At 64.5% G+C, this 1,438-nt stretch carries 1 protein-coding gene and 1 pseudogene; one reads left to right on the top strand and one right to left on the bottom strand.

Annotation, left to right across the window (positions count from 1 at the left end; translation table 11 throughout):
- Positions 1–545 precede the first annotated feature (545 nt).
- Complete coding sequence (locus CHC09_RS44825) at positions 546–941, bottom strand: ATP-binding protein (protein ID WP_089299361.1); 396 nt, start codon at positions 939–941, stop codon at positions 546–548.
- Positions 942–1,212: 271 nt separating this feature from the next.
- On the opposite strand from CHC09_RS44825, the pseudogene CHC09_RS44820 reads away from it, so the two are divergent.
- Positions 1,213–1,438 (top strand): annotated as a pseudogene (locus CHC09_RS44820) (RNA polymerase sigma factor SigF); the annotation flags it as partial.

The raw sequence follows: 1,438 nt of genomic DNA, 5'->3' as shown, positions 1-1,438 counted from the left end.
TCCAACCCACTCCCGAAAGAGATAGGCCGGGGTATTGCCATAATTGGCACTGGCTTATCAAGCACCCTGTTGAGTTCTCAAAGAACAACCGCACACCATCAAACAAACCGCGTTATCCGCGGCCCGCCCTCCGGGGCACTCGTTCAACTTTACCCTCGCGATTTCGTTCTACCAAATCCGGGGTTTCCCTCAGACTTGGTCGAAAGCTAATCTCGCTCGATCCCCGCAGAACCTTACACGACGAAGTGTCGCGCTAAATCTTGGGGGGTTTGGCAGGACGGCCGCTGCGAATCTCTCCGCTCGCCCGTTTCCCTGCCGGCTCGGAGAACATTACCCGGTCGCCCACGCAACGCCAAATCGACCCGCCCGGTCTGACACCGGTGTTGTTGATGGGCCCGCTGCGACGGTTACCCGGGCTCGTGACGAAGCCGCTGGTCGCAGAGATGGGGCCGATGGGGACTCTGCGGAAATTGTTCGCCGTGTGATGAGGCAGATTCAGAAAGTCAACTATTGAACGTGCCTCACCCACCTCTTCACTGCGGGCGCTAGAAGCTCGCCCAGATGTGTTTGGCGTGGTCGCTCCGGTACCAGCCACTCTCCGCCGCGAAGCTACGGACCAGAAGCAGGCCGAGCCCGCCCTGGCCGATCGGGCGGCGCGAGTCGAAGGCGGGCTCCCCGACCAGGTCGAGATCCGACACGTCCAGGGTCAGCTTGCTCGGCTCGGCGAGCAACCGGACGACCACCGGTGGCCGGCCGTGCCGCAACGCGTTCGTGGCGAGCTCGGTGGCGACCACGGCCATCCGCTCGCAGAGTTCGGTGGCGATCACCGTCATCCACTCGAGGAGCTCGGGGTCGTCGAGTTGCTCGCGCAGCCCGGTACGGAGTGTCCGCAGCTCGTGGACCTGATCGAGAGTCCACTGCCGCAACAGCACCGGGGTCATGCGTCCATCTTGCTGAGTCGGCCGAAAACCGCAGTGGTCCGACCGGTTCACGAACATCGACGCCCACCACGCCACTCGGCCGAGTGTCACTCATACTTTCGGCTAGTCTTTCATCAGACGACCGGTTATGGTGAGCGCAACCGAACGGACAAGCGTGTGCGGGCGGCGGTTGATGGTCGAACCGTGTCGCCCGTAGGTGAAGACGCCCGACCGGCCGGATCCACTCACAAGCGGATCGGGTTCGGGGCAGAGGCATCAGGGAGGACCACACATGACCGTCATGGAGACTTCGACGACTGTCGCCCCGGCGACGGCCGCCAGCGCCGAAAGCCCCGTGGACAGCGCGGCGGAACTGCTCAACGCGATGTCCGCGATGCCGGCCGGACACCCGTCCCGGGCCGCGCTGCGGGACAAGGCGATCGAGGCCTGGCTGCCTCTCGCGCGTCACCTGGCCAACCGCTACTCCGGCCGCGGCGAGCCGACCGACGACCTGATCC

The sequence above is a fragment of the Actinoplanes regularis genome (assembly GCF_900188005.1).
Classification (GTDB): domain Bacteria; phylum Actinomycetota; class Actinomycetes; order Mycobacteriales; family Micromonosporaceae; genus Actinoplanes; species Actinoplanes regularis.
This window is presented reverse-complemented; position numbering and strand designations above follow the sequence as displayed.